A 15,537-nucleotide genomic window follows, 5' to 3' on the forward strand; every position below is an offset into this window, starting at 1 on the left:
TGAATCTCGTGATGATTGTCGGGGCGGGGGTTTTTGGTGCTGTCTGATAATCAGCAGCCAAGCTGGACGGGCTGCTGATGGAGCAACATGAAATGCTGCTGAAATGCCATTTTGATCAAAGGGTTATTGTTCGGTTTTTTGTTTTTAAGTGCTGATTTGAAACAACTTATTTTATTTGCAGGCTGTTTTGAATGTGTACGCCTGGCACTGGCACGATAGCTGCGACAGGAGTGTCATGTGTTTCGTGGCGATCTTGTTAATAGCGTTTCAGGGAGTGTGCAGATGCGTGTCAGAAATGGAGTGTGTGTAGCGGTCTTGCTGGCGGTGACGTCTTCCGCCATCGGCGCTGAGCTCGAGAAGAAACCTGCCGCCGCGGCCGCGACGGGGAAATCGGCGGTTCCCAACGGCTGGGCTTATTTGCCGGTGAAAAACCCGGAAGCCCCGGCGGTCAAGCAGGGCAAATGGGTTCGTACTCCTGTCGATGCTTTCGTGCTGGCCAGGCTGGAAGAAAAGGGCATCAAGCCCTCCGCCGAAACGGATCGCGCCACTTTCATTCGCCGCGCCACGCTGGATGCGTGGGGCTTGCTGCCGACCCCGGAAGAGGTCAAGGCTTTCGTCAATGACAAATCGCCCAATGCCCATGAAAAGCTGGTCGACCGCTTGCTGGCGTCGCACCATTTCGGCGAGCGTCAGGCCCGGCGCTGGCTCGATCTGGCCCGCTACGCCGACAGCTCCGGTTTCCAGAACGATGCGACCCGCCCGAATAACTGGCGCTACCGCGATTACGTGATCAAGGCCTTCAACGACGACAAGCCTTTCGATCGCTTTATCAAGGAACAGGTTGCCGGCGACGAGTTGTGGCCCGATAGCCAGGACGCGAAGATTGCCACCGGCTTCCTGGCCGGCTATCCCGACAATGCCAACTCCCGCGATCTGGTGCAGCGCAAGTACCAGATCACCACCGACATCACCGACACCATCGGTGAAACCTTTCTGGCCTCGACGACCGGCTGCGCCCGCTGCCACAACCACAAGGCCGACAAGCTGAGCCAGAAGGAGTATTTCCAGTTCCAGGCCTTCTTCGCCAACACGGCCTTCGATCAGCGTCTTCCGTTGCTCAAGGGCACCGAAACCGAGTGGGACAAGAAATTTACCGAGCAGCAGGCCAAGTACCGCGAAGCCACCAAGGCCATCCGCGACAAGCAGGCGGCCGTGCTGGCGCCGTACAAGGAGGCGGGCGTCAAGTATCAGAAGGAGCGTTACCTGACCGACAGCCGGGAATCCATCTTCAAGGCCGAGAAGGACTGGAACGCGCTGGACCGCTGGGTGAACTTCCGCCACAAGACGGTTTTCAATGCGGATACCGATACCGCTGGCTACCTGCGCCTGACCGCCGAGAACAAGGACCACGCCGATCACACGCCTGACCGGATTGTTGCCTGGAAGGACTACCAGAAGCTGCAGGCCGAACTGCGCAAGTTCGACCACCTGCGCCCCGAGCGCGGTTCCACCAACATCACCGCGGCGACGGAACTTGGTCATTCGGATTCGCCGCCCACCTTTGTGCGCTTCGGTGGCATCCACGAGCGTCCGCTTGAAGAAGTCCAGCCGGGCATTCCGGCCCTGTGGGGTGGCGACAAGATCGACATCAAGCCGACGGCAACCTCGTCCGGCCGCCGCACGGCGCTGGCCAACTGGCTGTCCAGCGCCAACAACCCGCTGACGGCGCGGGTGTATGTGAACCGCGTGTGGGGACAGTATTTCGACAAGGGGCTTGTCGGCACGCTGGCCGACTTTGGCCGTGCCGGTGAGAAGCCGACCAATCCGGAACTGCTCGACTATCTGGCCACCAGCTTCGTCAAGAACGGCTGGAGCGTGAAGAAGCTGCAACGGGAGATCATGCTGTCCAGCGTCTACCGTCAGTCTTCCGACCCGCGTGACGATGTGGCCAGGCTGGATCCGAAGAACGAGTTGCTGGCGGTGTACCCCCGCAAGCGCCTTGAAGCCGAGGAAATCCGTGATGCCCTGCTGTACGCATCCGGTCAGCTGACCGATGTGGTGGGCGGCCCGTCGGTGTTCCCGCCGATTGCCAAGGTGCTCGAAGGCGGTCAGGCCGACTTTGACGGCAACCGTGCCTGGAGCGTGTCGAAGGACAAGGCCGACTGGAACCGTCGCAGCGTCTATATCTTCAGCCGCCGCAGCCTGCCGTACCCGCTGCTGCAGAACTTCGATCCGGCCAACCCTTCCCAGGCCCACCACAAGCGTGACGTGACCACCACGCCGCTGCAGGCTCTGACGCTGTTCAACAGCGACATCGTGGTGAATTGGTCGCAGGCGCTGGCTGGTCGGATCATCAATGAAGCGGGCAAGGACGAATCTGCCCAGTTCAACCGCCTGTACCAGATCCTCTTCTCCCGCGAGCCGAGCAAGGCCGAGACGGCTGCGCTGAAGGCCTTCCTGGCCAGGGAAGAAAGCGTCGTCCAGAAAAAGGTTGCCGCCGGCAAGTTCGAAGCCGCGGTGCCGGTCGGCCTGAAGGATCCGTCCAGCATCAATCCGGTGCGTGGCGCGGCCTTCGTCGATCTGGTGCACACCGTGGCCAATTCCAACGATTTCGCCTACCGCTTCTGACCAACCCCGATTATTCGAAATAAGGAAAACCGATCATGAGTACCAACCGTCGCGACTTTCTTCTCAAGGCCGGGCTGGGTGTAGGCGGTGTTGCCGCCAGCGGCTTCATCCCGGGCGTGGGCTACATCAATGCCGCCACGGCGGCCGAATTGATCGACCCGCTGGCCGCCAAGCAGCCGCACTTTCCGGGCAAGGTCAAATCGGTGATCTGGCTCCACCAGAACGGCGCGCCTTCCACGCTGGACCTGTATGACTACAAGCCGGAGCTCTTCAAGCTGGCCGGCCAGCCGGTGCCGGCGTCCTTCCTGAAAGGCATCAAGACCTCCACCCAGGGCGGGGTGAACAAGCTTTTTGCGTCCAACAAGCGCACCTTCAAGCAGTACGGCGAGAGCGGTGCGTGGTTCTCCGAACTGCTGCCCAACCTGGCCCAGCAGGCCGACAAGCTGGCCTTCATCAAGTCGAGCGTGACTGTTGGCGCGACCCACGACATCTCGATCCTGAAGCTCAACACGGGCGATCTGAACCCGGGCCGCCCGTCCCTCGGGGCGTGGATCAATTACGCGCTGGGTTCCCTCAACCCGGACCTGCCGTCCTACGTGGTGCTCTACAACGGCGAGCAGGAACCCAGCGCCGGCTCGGTGAACTGGAGCTCCGGCTTCCTGCCGGCGGTTTATCAGGGCACGGCCTTCCGGCCCAGCGATTCGCCGATTCTCTACCTCGAGCGTCCGGACCTGCGTTCCGCCGACCAGCAGCGGGCCTCGCTGGATCTGCTGAAGCATCTCAACAAGCTCGGCGGCGATCGTCGTCCGAACGACACCGAACTGCGGGCCCGTCTCGAATCCTACGAACTGGCTGACCGCATGCAGAAGGCCGCGCCGGAAGCGGTCGATCTGTCGAAGGAGTCCGAAGCCACGCTCAAGCTCTACGGCATCGACGACCCGACGAGCGAAAGCTACGGCAAGGTGTTGCTGCGTGCCCGTCGCCTGGTGGAGCGGGGCGTTCGCTTCATCCAGGTGGTGTCCGGCTATCCGAGCAACGTGCAGGATAACGAGCGGCGCAGCTGGGACGCCCACAGTGACCTGGACGGCAACCACGCCACCCAGGCACGCATGGTGGACAAGCCCATCGCCGGCCTGCTGGCTGATCTCAAGACCCTCGGCCTGCTCGATTCGACGCTGGTGGTGTGGGCCTCCGAGTTCTCCCGCACCCCGTGGGGCGAGAGCGGTACCGGCCGCGACCACAATCCGTGGGGTTACACCCAGTGGGTGGCGGGCGGCGGCGTGAAGGCCGGCTACACCTTCGGCGAGACGGACGAGCTGGGTGTGCAGGTAGCCGACAAGGACAAGGCCGTGGATACCTACGACCTGCACGCCACGGTGCTGCACCTGCTCGGCCTTGATCACCTCAAGACCACCTTCATCAACAACGGCCGTTCGGAACGCCCGACCGTGGTGTATGGCAAGGTCGTGAAGGAAATCCTGGCCTGATAAGGGATGCAGGAATCGCTTCGGGCCCTGCGCCGCAAGCGATTCCTGCTTTTCCGAATACAAAACAAGAAATGCTGAGGAAATGACTTTGATGAACCGCGCGCTTGTTCCCGCTCTTTTGCTGTCTGCCCTGTTTGCCACGCCCTCCCTGGCCGCCCTGAATGAGGGCGACAAGGCGCCGGACTTCAGCGCCCAGGCCTCCCTGGCCGGCAAGGCCTTCAATTACACCTTCAAGGACGCCCTGAAAAAGGGGCCGGTGGTGGTCTATTTCTATCCGTCGGCCTTTACCGGCGGCTGCAATCTGCAGGCTCACACCTTTGCCGAAAATATCGACAAATTTGCCGCGGCCGGTGCCACGGTGATTGGCGTGTCCCTCGACAGCATCGGGCGTCTGAATGCCTTCTCGGCCGACCCCGAATACTGCGCCGGCAAAGTGGCGGTGGCCTCCGACCCGGACGGCAAGATCGCCCGCTCTTTCGACCTGGCCGTGGTCGACACGCCGGCCGGTCGCAAGGACAGCAAGGGCAATGACATCGACCATGGCCGCGTGGATCGGGTGACCTACGTCATCAAGCCCGACGGCAAGGTCGCCGCCACCATCGGGGGGGTCGCCCCGGTGGCCAACGTGGAAAAAGCCCTCGAAACCGTAACCCGTCTGGCGTCGGCCCGCCGCTGAGGTCGATTTGCCGATGAGGGGTTTGCGAGGAAGGGGCCAGGCCCCGGTGAGTTGTTTGGGAGGCGTGGTCCTGGCGCTGCTGCTGGCAGCGCTCGTCCTGTCTGCGCCGGTCATGGCCCAGGCCGGGAAGGGGAAGGCGGCTGCCGTGGCTGTCGCCAGGGGCGATCCGCAGCGTGGAGCGCTCAAGTCGGAGGACGAGCGTTGCCAGGAGTGCCACGGGGCGGACGGTCACGGTTTCGGGCAGAGCGCCAGTTCCGAGGGGCGTCACCCCAAGCTGGCCGGGCAGTCGGCGGCGTACATCATCAAGCAGCTCGACAACTTTCGCAGCGGCGCGCGCAAGCATGACGTGATGAGCATGATGGCCAGAACGGTGGATCCAGCAGACATCGTCGACATTGCCGCCTACTTTGCCAGCCGCACGCCGATGAAGGGCGATGGAACGGGTGACAGCGCGGCGGGCAGGGCGCTCTACGAAAAGGGCGATCCGGCGCGGGGCGTAACGGCCTGCATCACCTGCCATGGCCCGGGCGGCAAGGGGCTGGCCGGGCTGGGGGCCGAATCGCCGCTGATTGGCGGGCAGGAGTGGCGCTACCTGGAGAAGCAACTGCTCGACTGGCGCAGTGGCGAGCGCAGCAACAGCCGCGACGGTGTCATGAACACGGTGATCCGCCCGCTCACCGACCAGGATATTCGTGCCTTGAGCGACTACCTTTCGGGGCTGCCCTGAGCGCATTCCGTTCAGGTGGCCGGTGCCGGGCTGCTGACGAACTGTTGGTGCCGCAGCACGGCCGTTTATCCGCTTGCTGGGCTGGCAACAGTCGGCCTGGTTGCATGGCATTGAAAAGACCCCGGCTGGACCTGGAAGGCGTTGAAATAACGTTGAATTTGTTTTTCAAATTCAAATGCTTGATTTTATTTCCCATGTCTTTCGAATCAACGCCTGTGGGGTCGGCACGGAATCTGCTGTTTCTTCTCCAGAGCCAGTTGGCGTTTAGCACTGGCGGCGGAACGGAGCGCCAGCGGTGTTCCAGGTGAATCCACAGGAGTAGAGAAGATGAAAAGAAAAGCAGCCTACCTTGCCGTAGTCTGGAGCCTGAGCGGTGTGATGGCGCTTGAGTCGGTGGCCGTTGTTGCCGCCGAGACCAGTGCCGTCGAGGTCGCCCCCAGGCGTGGCAGCCAGAGTCAGCCGCACTGGGCTTACCAGCCCGTCGCCCGCCCGGCGACGCCTGCCGTGAAGGACGCCAAGTGGGTCCGTTCGCCGATCGACGCACTGGTGCTGGCGCAGCTCGAAGCGAAAGACATCAAGCCCTCGCCCGATGCCGACCGGGCCACGCTGATCCGCCGGGTCACGCTGGACACCTGGGGCATCATCCCGACCCCGGAAGAGGTCAAGGCCTTCGTCAATGACAAGTCGCCCAACGCCTACGAAAAGCTCGTCGACCGCCTGCTTGCCTCGTCCCGCTACGGCGAGCGTTGGGGCCGTCGCTGGCTCGACCTGACCCGCCACGCCGACAGCGACGGCTACAACACCGACGGCACCCGGCCCAACATGTGGCGTTACCGGGACTATGTCATCAAGGCCTTCAACGACGACAAGCCCTACAACACCTTCATCAAGGAACAACTGGCCGGCGACGAACTGTGGCCCGACCGCAAGGACGCCCTGGTGGCCACCGGTTTCCTGCGCAACTTTCCGGACGAGATCAACGCCCGCGACCTGAATCTGAAGAAGCAGGAGATCGGCAACGACCTTGCCGACACCATCAGTTCGGTGTTCCTGGCCACCACGGCCAACTGCGCCCAGTGCCACAACCACAAGTTCGACAAGTTCACGCAGAAGGAGTACTACCAGCTCCAGGCCTACTTCGCGAACACCAGCTTCCGCGACGACGTCACGCCCCTCACCGGCAAGGATCTGTCCGACTTTTCGACCCGTCAGGCCAAGTGGGAAGAAGCGACCAAGGACATCCGCGCCAGGCAGGATGCGCTGCTCAAGCCCTACATCGAAAAGGCCGAGGCCGACCGCGTGCTCGGCTTCGTGCCCGAGACCCGCGAGTCGATCACCAAGCCCGAGAAGGACCGCAACGCCTACGATCGCTGGATCTACCACCGCAACCTGTGGACCATGTCCGGCCGCACCCGCAACGCGGCCAACCAGATGAAGGAGAAGGACAAGGCCCAGTACGCCGAGTTTGAAAAGCTGAGCGCCGAACTCAAGAAGTTCGACTCGCTCAAGCCGAAGGACCCGGGCTACATCTCCACCGCCACCGAACTGGGCAGCAGCGAGTCACCCCCGACTCACGTGCTGTTCAAGGGCATCTACGACCGCAAGCTCGAAGAAGTCCAGCCGGGCCTGCCGTCGGCCCTGTCGGCCGAGTCGCCGAAGATCGTGCCCACCGCCACCTCGTCCGGTCGTCGCACGGCCATTGCCGGCTGGATCGCCAGCGACAGCAACCCGCTCACCTCGCGGGTGCTGGTGAACCGGGTGTGGAACCAGTACTTCGGCCGCGGCCTGGTCGATACGGTCAATGACTTCGGCAAGATGGGCCAGAAGCCGGTCAATCCGGCGCTGCTCGACTACCTGGCCGACAGCTTCGTCAAGAACGGCTGGAGCGTGAAGAAGCTGCAGAAGGAAATCCTCCTTTCCAGCGTCTATCGCCAGTCGTCCGATCACCGCGAAGAGCTGGTCAGCATCGACCCGGAAAACAAGCTGCTGGCCTACTTCCCGCGTCAGCGCCTGGACGCCGAGCAGATTCGCGATTCGCTGCTCTACGCCGCCGGCCTGCTCGAAGAAAAGGTGGGTGGCCCGTCGGTGTATCCGCCGGTTCCGGCCAACTTCGACAACCGCAACGCGTGGAAAGTCTCCGACAGCCAGGCCGACCAGCATCGTCGCAGCGCCTACATCTTCGTGCGCCGCAACACGCCGTACCCGCTGCTCGACACCTTCGACTGGGCCAACCCGCAGCTCGTGCATGGCCGTCGTGAAGTCACCACCACTGCGCCGCAAGCCCTGGCCCTGGCCAACAGCGACCTGGTCTTCGAGTGGTCCAAGGCCCTGGCCGGCCGGGTGATCCGCGAAGCCGGCGAGAGCGAGTCGGCCCGTCTCGACCGCCTGTACCAGATCGCCTTTGGCCGCACGCCCGACAAGAGCGAGAAGGAAAGCCTGTTGAGCTTCCTCGACAAGCAGGAAAAGCTCGTCGGTACGCAGCTCGCCAGCGGCAAGAAGGCCGTTGCACCGATTGGTGCAAAAGACGCCGGCGCCGTGAAGGAAAAGCTTGAAGGCCTGTTCAAGACCCTCTACGGCCGTACGCCCGACAAGTTCGAGCGCGCCACCTTGCTGTCCTACCTGGACACCCAGCAGATCAAGACCGCCAAGGCCGCATCGGATGACGAAGGCGCTGGCGCATCCGCAGGGTCGGCCGCCAAGGCCAACCCGGCCCGCAGCGCTGCTTTTGTCGAGCTGGTGCACGCCGTGGTCAATTCCAACGAATTCCTCTATCGCCTGTAAGGCCCCCAGAGAACAAGGACACAACAATGACCAACGATCAAAACGCCCGTCGGCGCTTCCTCGTCAATGCTGGCTACGGTATCGGTGCCTACGCCTTCAGCGGCCTGCTGCCGGGCGGCGGCTTCATCTCCTCGGTGCAGGCTGCCGAGTTTCTCGACCCGCTGGCGCCCAAGCAGCCGCACCACGCGCCGCAGGCCAAGGCGGTGATCTGGCTGCACATGGCCGGCGCGCCGTCCACGCTCGATCTGTTCGACTACAAGCCGGACCTCGTCAAGCTGCACGGCCAGCCGCTGCCGGATTCGTTCTCGAAGAACCTCAAGACGGCCACCGACGGCGGCGTCGGCGCCCTTTACGCGACCAAGCGCACCTGGAAGCAGCACGGCCAGAGCGGCGCGTGGTTCTCCGACCTGGTGCCGAATCTGGCGGCCCACGCCGACAAGATCTGCTTCCTGAAGGGCAGCAAGACCGAAGGCTCGACCCACGTCATCGCCTCGCTCAAGCTGCACACCAGCGGCCTGGTGCCGGGTCGCCCGGCCCTGGGGTCGTGGATCCAGTACGGCCTGGGCACCAGTAACCCCGACCTGCCGGCCTTCGTCGTGCTGGCCAACGGCCGCAGCACCGGCGGCGGCGGTCGTGGTCAGGTGATCTGGAGTTCCGGCTTCCTGCCGGCGGTGTACCAGGGCACCGCCTTCCGTCAGGGTGATTCTCCGATCCTCCACCTTGATCGCCCGGCCGGCATTTCCGACACCGAGCAAAAGAACACCCTCGACCTGCTGAAGAGCCTCAACCAGCGCACTGCCGCCCGCTACCCGGCCGACACCGAACTGGAAGCCCGCCTGCGTTCCTACGATCTGGCCTACCGCATGCAGACCTCGGCCCCGGAAGCGGTGGACCTGTCCAAGGAGACGGCGGCCACCAAGGCCATGTACGGCCTGGACGACAAGTCCACCGTCGAGTACGGCACCAACCTGCTGCGTGCCCGTCGCCTGGTGGAGAAGGGCGTGCGCTTCGTGCATGTGATCTCCGGCTCGCCGGACGACAGCCTGCCGGACTGGGATGCCCACAACAACATCGAGAAGAACCACGCCACCATGGCCAGGCTGGTGGACAAGCCGATCGCCGGCCTGCTCGCCGACCTGGAAGCCCGGGGTTTGCTCAAGGACACCCTGGTGGTGTGGACCTCCGAGTTCGGCCGCACGCCGTATGGCCAGACCGGTGACGGCCGCGACCACAACCCCTGGGGCTTCACCTCGTGGGTGGCGGGCGGCGGCATCAAGGCCGGCTACACCCACGGCGCCACCGACGAGATCGGCCTGCGCGCCGCCAGCGGCATTGTCGATACCTACGACCTGCAGGCCACCTTGCTGTACCAGCTGGGCCTCGACCACCGCAAGCTCACCTTCCAGTACCAGGGCCGCCAGGAAAAGGCCACCACGGTCTTCGGCGACGTGGTGAAGGAAATCATTACGTAAAACCCCGCGGAGGCGAGCCTCTTCGCCCCCGACATGCCCCGCACAGAGATCATGAAAAAGAAACTTGCTCACCTTGCCTTGGCTGCCGTTCTCGCCGGCAGCGCCTTCACTGCCTCGGGTGCGGTGGACGAAGACTTCATGCGCAACGTGGAAGACACCTTCAAGAGCGCGGATTCCGCCATCGGCCTGAAGGATGCCAAGACCGCCACCGCCGACGCCCGGGAACTGGAAAAAATGTTCAAGGAAGTGGTGGATCACTACGTGAAGAAGGGCGATGCGGAAGAGGGCGTGAAGCTCTCGGAAAAGAGCATTGCGCTGTCCACGAAGATCGTGACCACCGTTGCCGCCAACGATTTCGATTCGGCAGCCGCCGCCTCGGCCGAGCTGGGCCGGGCCTGCAAGACTTGCCACAACGTTTACAAGCAGGATTGATGGCCGGCGAGCCGCAAGCCGTGAGTCGAAGCATCCGGCGGGCCGTCTTGATCCTGGGCCTGGGCGCCAGCCTGCTGGCCCAGGCCACATCGGCGGGCAGCATCCTCGAGTTCGACGTGTGGATGCAGAAGATCGACCGTCACAGCCAGACCATCCTGACCCATCTCAAGCGCCACGATGCACCGGCCGCAGTGGCAGACGCCAAGGCGCTGGAGCACTTCTACGGTCTGATGGAGCGTTTCTATGAAGCGCGCGGCGAGCACGACGATCCGCTGCTGCTCTCCTACGACGGACGCGAGCGTGCCGCCGCGGCGGCGCGTCAGGCGGCGCAGGGCGATTTTGACGGGGCCTTCGAGTCGGCGCTGGGTATCGCCCGCGACTGCCGTGCCTGTCACGACCGCTTCAAGCCCATCAAGTCCCTTTGAGCGATCCATGGCTTCCATTTCGATACGACTGATCCGCAACGCCCTCGGCGTCCTGTTTTTTGCTGCCACGGCGCTGGCCCAGGCCGCGGACAGCCACCCGAATCCGCGCATCGCCGTGGGCGATTCCGTTGCCGGCCGGGCCTGGTCCGACGACAACGTGTGCAAGGAATGCCACAACCCGGACGGCAACAGCACGGTGCCGGAATACCCGCGTCTGGGTGGCCAGTTTTCGCCCTACATGCTCAAGCAGTTGCAGGACTGGAAGGCCGGCATCCGCAGCAACAGTCCGGACGGGATCATGAACAGCATTGCCAGGGCCCTCGGCGACGCCGACATCGAAGCCCTCGCCGATTACCTTTCCGGTCTATAAAACCGTCATCCCTTCCTTCATCAGGATCGACCCTTCGCCATGAGCAATTACTCCCTTTCCATCAACGGGCAGAGCCGCAGCGTCGATGTGGCGCCGGACACGCCCCTGTTGTGGGTTTTGCGTGACAACCTGGACTTGCCAGGCACCAAGTTCGGCTGCGGGGCCGGCCATTGTGGCGCGTGTACCGTCCATCTCAACGGCGTGCCCACCCGCTCGTGCATGACGCCCGTCTCCACCGTCGGCCGCAAGCAGGTGACGACCATCGAAGGCCTCGACCCCAAGGGCGAGCATCCCCTGCAAAAAGCCTGGCTGCTGCTCGATGTACCCCAGTGCGGCTACTGCCAGGCCGGCCAGATCATGACCGCCGCCGCCCTGCTGAAAGAGAACCCCAAGCCCACCGACGAGGAAATCGACGGTGCCATGGCCGGCAACCTGTGCCGTTGCGGCACCTACCTGCGCATCCGCGCCGGCATTCACCAGGCCGCTGCCCAGCTGGCCGCCGGACCGAAGAAAGGCAGCAAATGAACGCCTTTGAACCCGCTAGCGCCGGCCGCCGCAACTTCCTGCGCAAATCCGCCCTTGCCAGTGGCGGCCTTGTTCTTGGCTTCTATCTGAACGGCACGACCAACGCCGCCGAGCAGGTTGCCAAACCCTCGGCTGCGCCGGGCGCCGAGTTCCGGCCCAGCGCCTTCATCCGCATCGGCCGTGACGGCATCGTCACGCTGATCTCCAAGCAGCCGGAAATCGGCCAGGGCATCAAGACATCGCTGCCGGCGGTGATCGCCGAAGAACTGGAGGTCAGCTGGAAGGATGTGCGCATCGTGCAGGGCGACCTCGACCCGGCCTATGGCCGCCAGAGCGCCGGTGGCTCTACCTCCACGCCCACCAATTACGACGAGTTCCGCCGCCTCGGCGCCACCGCCCGGGCGATGCTGATCGACGCCGCCGCCCAGACCTGGAAGGTGCCGGCGGCCGAGTGCTTCGCCGCCGACAGCGCCGTTCATCACCGCCCGAGCAAGCGCAAGCTCGGCTACGGCCAGTTGGTGGACAAGGCCGCGACGCTGCCGGTGCCCGAGGCCAAGACCGTGGCGCTGAAAGACCCGAAGGATTTCAAGCTCCTCGGCAAGCGCATCAGCGGGGTGGACAACCACGCCGTCGTCACCGGCAAGCCCCTGTTCGGCATCGACACCAAACTGCCGGGCATGCTCTACGCCGTGTATGAAAAGTCGCCGGTGTTCGGTGGCAAGGTGAAGCGTGTCAACCTGGACGCCATCAAGGCCCTGCCGGGTGTGAAGGACGCCTTCGTCATCGAGGGGACCGACGATCTGCGCGGGCTGCTGCCCGGCGTGGCCATCCTTGCCGACTCCACTTGGGCCGCCTTCAGCGCCCGCAAGCAGTTGCAGGTCGAATGGGACGAGGGCCGCTTTGGCGGGCAGAGCTGGGCCGGCTTCGTGGCCCAGGCGAAGGCGCTGGCCAAAAAGCCCGGCACCACCCAGCTGCGCAAGGACGGCGACGTGAACGCCGCGCTGGCCGGTGCCGCCAAAACCGTCGAGGCCGACTACACCTACCCCTTCATCTCCCACGCCAGCTTCGAGCCGCAAAACTGCACCGCCTGGTTCCGTGACGGCGCGCTGGAACTGTGGGCCCCCACCCAGAACCCGGCCGCCGGGCAGGATCTGGTGGCCGCCACCCTCGGCCTGCCCAAAGAGAAGATCACCCTCCACATCACCCGCAGCGGTGGCGGCTTCGGCCGGCGCCTGTCAGCCGACTACATCGTTGAGGCGGCGGCCATTGCCCAGCGTGTCGGTGCACCGGTGAAGCTCACCTGGAGCCGAGAGGACGACCTGCGCCACGACCACTTCCGGGCCGGCGGCTTTCACTTCCTGCGCGGCGGCACGGATGCCAGGGGCAAGCTGATCGCCTGGCACAACCACTTCGTCACCTTCGCCAACCCGGTCACCCGCGACGGCAAGACCACCCTGCAAACCGGCAGCGGCGGCAGTCTGAGCGGCGACGAGTTCCCCGGCCGCTGGATCGACAATTGCCATCTGGAACAGACCGCCATCGAATGCGGCGTGCCGATGGGCCCCTGGCGGGCGCCGGGCAGCAACGTGTTCGCGTGGGTCTTCCACAGCTTCATCGACGAGCTGGCCCACGCCGCCGGCCGCGACCCGCTGGAATTCCGCCTCGAAATCCTCGGCGACAAGGCCATCGTGTCGGGCACCGGCGAGCGGGGCGTGCCCTACGACGTCAGCCGCATGCGCCGGGTGTTGCTGGACGTGGCCGACAAGGCCGGCTGGGGCAAGAAGAAACTCCCGAAGGGGCAGGGCCAGGGCATCGCCTTCCACTTCAGCCACCGGGGCTATATCGCCCAGGTGGCTGAGGTGACGGTGGGCAAGGACGGCAGCCTCAAGCTCGACCGGGTGGTGGTATCCACCGACATCGGCGCGCAGATCGTGAACCTCTCGGGTGCCGAGAATCAGGTCGAGGGCTCCATCGTCGATGGCCTGGGCACGCTGATGTTCCCCGAGATCAACATCGAACGCGGCCGCGCGGTGCAGGGCAACTTCAACGACTATCCGCTGATCCGCATCTCCGACGCACCGGCGAAGATCGAGGTGCATTTCGTGAAGACCGACTATCCGGTCACCGGCCTCGGCGAACCCGCCTTCCCGCCGCTGGCGCCGGCGGTGTGCAACGCGATTTTTGCCGCCACCGGCAAGCGGGTGCGCCAACTGCCCCTGTCGCGCACCGATTTGCGCTGGGGCTGAGTCGTTCCCAAGCGGCAGCGCCGCTGAGATTCCGGCCTAGCCCGCAGGGGTGTCTGAAAGGTTTTTCCTCTGGGTGGCCTCGAAGTCGGCATAGCCCTGATTGACAAGTGCGAGGGTTTTGTCGATGTTGCTGGCAATGTCGCCGGACAGAACGCCCATGCCCTTCAGGATGTCCTGCGCTTCCCGGGCGCCTTGCTCGAAGCCGCTACGGATGGTGCTCATGAATTTGCTCAGCACCTCGTTGGCATCCTCGCCTTGATGCTGCTGCTTGAAGGCTTCGAAAAAGCCTGTGGACAAGGACACGATACGGCCCGCTGTGCCCGTAGGCGTGTTGTCCTGGCTGGCTGCTTCCTGCAGGGCGTTGTCGCCGAATTGCGCCTTGAGCAGATCGTTGATGCCATTGATCGCCGACTTCAGCAGCAGAGCCAGCGGCTCGTTCTTCGATTGAAGCGACACGTCGAGCGAGGCCTGCAGTATTGCGGCGTTCTGCTTGATCTTGGTTTCGGCGCCGGTAGCGGGTGTTGATTCCCCCGCTTTGGCGACATTCGTCTGTGTCGCGACTTTGGGGCGGGTGTAATCAGACATGTCCGGCTGACGGGAATTGACTGCGAACGAATCCTCTTCTTCCAGCATGGCGATGTACTCCGCTTGGGGGGGCTGATTGAAGATTACTCTGGTGGGACATCCGGACATCTACTTATGTTCCGGCAAGTCTTCATTGTTTCCTCTCGCCGAACTTCGCCTCGGCGGCTTTGGCATCGGCAGCAAGACGCCGCCGGAGATCGCCGTCTCCATCCTGCGGAGATGACGGCCGTCAAGCGTCTGGGCAGCACCCCGGCGGCAAGCGCCGAGTTCCGCGAGCTGGTGGTGTCCCTGTCGGGCTGTGGCATTCCCTGAAAGGAAAAGCATCATGCGACACCTCACCTCGTTCGTCTGGCTCCTTGTGTTCGGGTTGGCTGTCGGCTGGCTCGGCCTGGCCGCCGCCGAGGACGATGCCCGTCAGGTCGAAGCAGCAGATACCCCGCAGCTCGTCATCCCCGGCGTAAACCACGGCGGCATCCGCGACTGGGTGCCGGTGGATGACTTCACGCTGCTGATCCAGGACAACTTCCGGAAGTGGTACCGGGTGAAGCTCGTTGTGCCATCACGGCAACTGGCCTATGCGGAGAACCTCGGCTTTGTCACCGGCCCGTCCGGCATCCTCGACAATACCGGCGCCATCGTCGTGCGCGGGCAGACTTATCCGATAGCATCGATTACCGCCAGCGAGGGGCCCAAGCGGCAGCGGCGCTAGTCTGGACGGCCGGGGACGTGATGTAAGCTTCGGCCGGTGGTGTCCCCTTTTGACTTTTCCCCGGCTCATTTCCTGTCCATGCATTACGTCTATCTGGGTCTGGCTATTGCCTGCGAGGTGGTGGCAACGTCCGCCCTCAAAAATGCCGAAGGCTTCAGCCGCCTGGTGCCGAGCCTGATCGTGGCGGTGGGCTACGGGGCGGCCTTCTTCTTCCTGTGTAAGCGTCCGGCCACCCCATCTCCCCCGGGCAGCCCAAATAGCGTATTCGTGTCCACGCCGAACGACGTGGACACGAATACGCTTCAATTTCTTTTGAATTCAGCCAGCGCGTACGCTTGCCCAGCGGTGGGGCAGTAATTCCGAGATCCGACTGGCCTTTTGTGTGGGCAGCCGCGTGAGCACATCACGCAGGTACTCGTAGGGGTCGAGCCCGTTGAGCTTGGCGCTTTGGATCAGGCTCATCAGGGCAGCCGC

At 63.8% G+C, this 15,537-nt stretch carries 15 protein-coding genes and 1 pseudogene; 14 read left to right on the forward strand and 2 right to left on the reverse strand.

What is annotated here, in order from left to right:
* The first annotated feature begins 282 nt into the window (after positions 1–282).
* The 11 genes from ETQ85_RS19030 to ETQ85_RS19075 all read left to right on the forward strand — a co-directional run bounded on the left by ETQ85_RS19030 (position 283) and on the right by ETQ85_RS19075 (position 13,769).
* Positions 283–2,628, forward strand: a complete 2,346-nt coding sequence (locus tag ETQ85_RS19030) for a DUF1549 and DUF1553 domain-containing protein (protein WP_148580659.1) — start codon at positions 283–285, stop codon at positions 2,626–2,628.
* 35 nt (positions 2,629–2,663) lie between these two features.
* Entirely contained in the window at positions 2,664–4,115 is a 1,452-nt protein-coding gene (locus ETQ85_RS19035) for a DUF1501 domain-containing protein (RefSeq protein ID WP_187394775.1), read from the forward strand.
* Between the two features lie 91 nt (positions 4,116–4,206).
* Entirely contained in the window at positions 4,207–4,791 is a 585-nt protein-coding gene (locus ETQ85_RS19040; protein WP_148580661.1) for a peroxiredoxin, read from the forward strand.
* Between the two features lie 64 nt (positions 4,792–4,855).
* Positions 4,856–5,518, forward strand: a complete 663-nt coding sequence (locus tag ETQ85_RS19045; protein WP_246128822.1) for a c-type cytochrome — start codon at positions 4,856–4,858, stop codon at positions 5,516–5,518.
* A 327-nt stretch (positions 5,519–5,845) separates the two neighbouring features.
* Positions 5,846–8,299 carry a DUF1549 and DUF1553 domain-containing protein gene (locus ETQ85_RS19050; protein WP_222862213.1) on the forward strand — a complete coding sequence of 818 codons (2,454 nt, stop codon included), beginning with the start codon at positions 5,846–5,848 and terminating at the stop codon, positions 8,297–8,299.
* A 26-nt stretch (positions 8,300–8,325) separates the two neighbouring features.
* Entirely contained in the window at positions 8,326–9,771 is a 1,446-nt protein-coding gene (locus ETQ85_RS19055) for a DUF1501 domain-containing protein (protein ID WP_148580662.1), read from the forward strand.
* Between the two features lie 51 nt (positions 9,772–9,822).
* Positions 9,823–10,203, forward strand: coding sequence for a hypothetical protein (locus ETQ85_RS19060; protein ID WP_148580663.1), 381 nt, complete (start codon positions 9,823–9,825; stop codon positions 10,201–10,203).
* 20 nt (positions 10,204–10,223) lie between these two features.
* Positions 10,224–10,628: a hypothetical protein gene (locus tag ETQ85_RS26320; RefSeq protein WP_187394776.1), complete on the forward strand. Its 405-nt coding sequence runs from the start codon at positions 10,224–10,226 to the stop codon at positions 10,626–10,628.
* 7 nt (positions 10,629–10,635) lie between these two features.
* Positions 10,636–10,998 (forward strand): c-type cytochrome, encoded by a 363-nt coding sequence (locus ETQ85_RS19065; RefSeq protein ID WP_187394777.1) that lies wholly within the window; start codon positions 10,636–10,638, stop codon positions 10,996–10,998.
* Between the two features lie 39 nt (positions 10,999–11,037).
* Positions 11,038–11,523: a (2Fe-2S)-binding protein gene (locus ETQ85_RS19070; RefSeq protein ID WP_148580665.1), complete on the forward strand. Its 486-nt coding sequence runs from the start codon at positions 11,038–11,040 to the stop codon at positions 11,521–11,523.
* A complete protein-coding gene (locus ETQ85_RS19075) occupies positions 11,520–13,769 on the forward strand; it encodes a xanthine dehydrogenase family protein molybdopterin-binding subunit (RefSeq protein WP_148580666.1) in 2,250 nt (749 codons plus the stop codon). Before ETQ85_RS19070 ends, ETQ85_RS19075 begins: the two co-directional genes overlap by 4 nt.
* A 36-nt stretch (positions 13,770–13,805) precedes the next feature.
* Here the strand turns inward: ETQ85_RS19075 and ETQ85_RS19080 are convergent, their stop codons facing one another.
* The gene (locus tag ETQ85_RS19080; protein ID WP_222862214.1) at positions 13,806–14,402 is read right to left on the reverse strand and encodes a DUF5610 domain-containing protein; all 597 of its coding nucleotides are present in this window, start codon (positions 14,400–14,402) and stop codon (positions 13,806–13,808) included.
* A 28-nt stretch (positions 14,403–14,430) separates the two neighbouring features.
* On the opposite strand from ETQ85_RS19080, the gene ETQ85_RS26325 reads away from it, so the two are divergent.
* The 3 genes and pseudogenes from ETQ85_RS26325 to ETQ85_RS27020 all read left to right on the forward strand — a co-directional run.
* Positions 14,431–14,577, forward strand: coding sequence for a hypothetical protein (locus ETQ85_RS26325; RefSeq protein WP_187394778.1), 147 nt, complete (start codon positions 14,431–14,433; stop codon positions 14,575–14,577).
* A 102-nt stretch (positions 14,578–14,679) separates the two neighbouring features.
* Entirely contained in the window at positions 14,680–15,063 is a 384-nt protein-coding gene (locus tag ETQ85_RS19085; RefSeq protein WP_148580667.1) for a DUF6491 family protein, read from the forward strand.
* A gap of 78 nt (positions 15,064–15,141) precedes the next feature.
* A pseudogene (locus tag ETQ85_RS27020) lies at positions 15,142–15,279 on the forward strand (DMT family transporter); the annotation flags it as partial.
* Positions 15,280–15,381: 102 nt separating this feature from the next.
* Here ETQ85_RS27020 and ETQ85_RS19095 read toward each other — a convergent pair.
* Positions 15,382–15,537, reverse strand: a 156-nt coding sequence (locus ETQ85_RS19095) for a transposase domain-containing protein (protein WP_148580669.1), incomplete at its 5' end; no start/stop codon positions are given.

This window comes from Zoogloea oleivorans (assembly GCF_008107625.1).
Taxonomy (GTDB): Bacteria; Pseudomonadota; Gammaproteobacteria; order Burkholderiales; family Rhodocyclaceae; genus Zoogloea; species Zoogloea oleivorans.

What these genes read in the sequence shown, in the direction of transcription:
- ETQ85_RS19075 (WP_148580666.1), top strand. Translation starts at nt 11,520, where the DNA reads ATGAACGCCTTTGAACCCGCTAGCGCCGGCCGCCGCAACTTCCTGCGC.
- ETQ85_RS19055 (WP_148580662.1), top strand. Translation starts at nt 8,326, where the DNA reads ATGACCAACGATCAAAACGCCCGTCGGCGCTTCCTCGTCAATGCTGGC.
- ETQ85_RS19060 (WP_148580663.1), top strand. Translation starts at nt 9,823, where the DNA reads ATGAAAAAGAAACTTGCTCACCTTGCCTTGGCTGCCGTTCTCGCCGGC.
- ETQ85_RS19040 (WP_148580661.1), top strand. Translation starts at nt 4,207, where the DNA reads ATGAACCGCGCGCTTGTTCCCGCTCTTTTGCTGTCTGCCCTGTTTGCC.
- ETQ85_RS19065 (WP_187394777.1), top strand. Translation starts at nt 10,636, where the DNA reads ATGGCTTCCATTTCGATACGACTGATCCGCAACGCCCTCGGCGTCCTG.
- ETQ85_RS19080 (WP_222862214.1), bottom strand. Translation starts at nt 14,402, where the DNA reads ATGCTGGAAGAAGAGGATTCGTTCGCAGTCAATTCCCGTCAGCCGGAC.
- ETQ85_RS19070 (WP_148580665.1), top strand. Translation starts at nt 11,038, where the DNA reads ATGAGCAATTACTCCCTTTCCATCAACGGGCAGAGCCGCAGCGTCGAT.
- ETQ85_RS19085 (WP_148580667.1), top strand. Translation starts at nt 14,680, where the DNA reads ATGCGACACCTCACCTCGTTCGTCTGGCTCCTTGTGTTCGGGTTGGCT.
- ETQ85_RS19030 (WP_148580659.1), top strand. Translation starts at nt 283, where the DNA reads ATGCGTGTCAGAAATGGAGTGTGTGTAGCGGTCTTGCTGGCGGTGACG.
- ETQ85_RS19035 (WP_187394775.1), top strand. Translation starts at nt 2,664, where the DNA reads ATGAGTACCAACCGTCGCGACTTTCTTCTCAAGGCCGGGCTGGGTGTA.
- ETQ85_RS19050 (WP_222862213.1), top strand. Translation starts at nt 5,846, where the DNA reads ATGAAAAGAAAAGCAGCCTACCTTGCCGTAGTCTGGAGCCTGAGCGGT.